The 1619-nt window shown below is 37.0% G+C and carries 1 protein-coding gene; it reads left to right on the plus strand.

Annotated features, from left to right (window positions below; genetic code table 11):
* Positions 1-122: 122 nt before the first annotated feature.
* Positions 123-1343, plus strand: coding sequence for a phospho-N-acetylmuramoyl-pentapeptide-transferase (gene mraY / locus ACOVO2_RS14740; RefSeq protein ID WP_421770714.1), 1221 nt, complete (start codon positions 123-125; stop codon positions 1341-1343).
* Positions 1344-1619: the final 276 nt, after the last annotated feature.

Genomic DNA, 1619 nt, shown 5'->3' on the forward strand with positions numbered 1-1619 from the left:
TTTAAAATTGAGACAAAAAACGTAAATATCACGCTCATTTTTCACTTTTTTTAACCATTTATTTCTTAGGTTTTCAAAAAAAAGTATCTTTGCCAGTACTTTCCTATAAATTCCAATGTCCTATGCTTTACTACTTATTTACTTACCTTGACAAAGTTTTCGATTTCCCAGGAGCGGGTGTGTTTCAGTACATTACTTTCCGTGCGATGGGAGCTATCGTTTTCTCGTTACTGATTGCCTCAATTTTCGGAAAACGTATCATTCTTTTACTGCAAAATCTCCAAATCGGAGAATCAATCCGTGACCTTGGCCTACAAGGACAAATGCAAAAAAAAGGAACACCAACGATGGGTGGTTTCATTATTTTGGCATCGTTGATGATTCCAGTATTGCTTTTTGCTAAGCTCGACAACGTTTATATTGTGTTGTTGATAATCGCTACTCTCTGGACTTGCGGTATTGGTTTTGCCGATGACTATATCAAGGTTTTTAAGAAAGACAAAGAAGGCTTAAAAGGTCGATTCAAAATTATTGGTCAAGTAGGCTTAGGGTTAATCGTAGGCTTGACACTCTATTTTAATGACTACGTAAAAATTAGAGTTTATGAAAAAGGCAAAATTGCCAGCTCAATCGGTGAAATTCAGAAATACACCGATGTTCATTCATTGACTACCACAGTACCATTTTTCAAAAACAACGAGATTGATTATCAGATATTTGGTAGTTTCTTGCCCGAAAGTTTGGCTTGGTTGCCTTATGTTTTGGTAGTAATTTTTATCATCACTGCGGTTTCAAACGGTGCAAATATTACCGATGGAATTGATGGTTTGGCAGCAGGAACTTCGGCAATTATTGGTATAACTTTAGCCGTTTTTGCTTATTTATCGGGAAATAAAGTTTTTGCACAATACCTCAATATCATGATGATTCCGAACTCGGGCGAGGTCGTAATCTTCTGTGCCGCCTTTGTCGGGGCCTGTATTGGCTTTTTGTGGTATAATGCCTATCCTGCACAAGTTTTCATGGGCGATACGGGTAGCTTGATGCTCGGAAGCGTGATTGCAGTATTGGCTCTGGCACTCAGAAAAGAATTATTGATACCTGTGATGTGCGGAATTTTCTTGATTGAAAACCTTTCGGTGATTATGCAGGTAAGTTATTTTAAATACCAACGTCGTCGTCGAGGCTTAGAATTTGCCCAGCAAAATCGTTTATTCTTGATGTCGCCTTTGCACCACCACTACCAGAAAAAAGGCTACCACGAAGCTAAAATCGTTACTCGTTTCTGGATTATCGGTATCGTGTTGGCGGTGGCTTGTTTGGTAACTTTGAAGCTAAGATAATTTTAGTAGTCAACGGTCAACAGCCTTAAATGATTACGTTGACCTTTATTATATACTTTCAATTCAAAAAACTTCTTCTCTGATTTTACACAGAAGAAGTTTTTTGTTTTTAAGCCTTCATTCTTTTTACGCATACTACATTTTATTCCTATCTTTGAAAAGTAGATTTTTAGTCAAAACTTTCATAATAATGATAAATCGTCAAACCTTCCTCAAAATATTCTTATTCGTAGCCATTGCTTCGGCGTCATATAGCTGTTTAGTTCCTGAGAAAAA

This window comes from Emticicia sp. (assembly GCF_049241225.1).
Taxonomy (GTDB): domain Bacteria; phylum Bacteroidota; class Bacteroidia; order Cytophagales; family Spirosomataceae; genus Emticicia.

Bases quoted from the DNA above. Each gene is read 5' to 3' on its own strand.
- mraY (WP_421770714.1), top strand. From the start codon at position 123: ATGCTTTACTACTTATTTACTTACCTTGACAAAGTTTTCGATTTCCCA.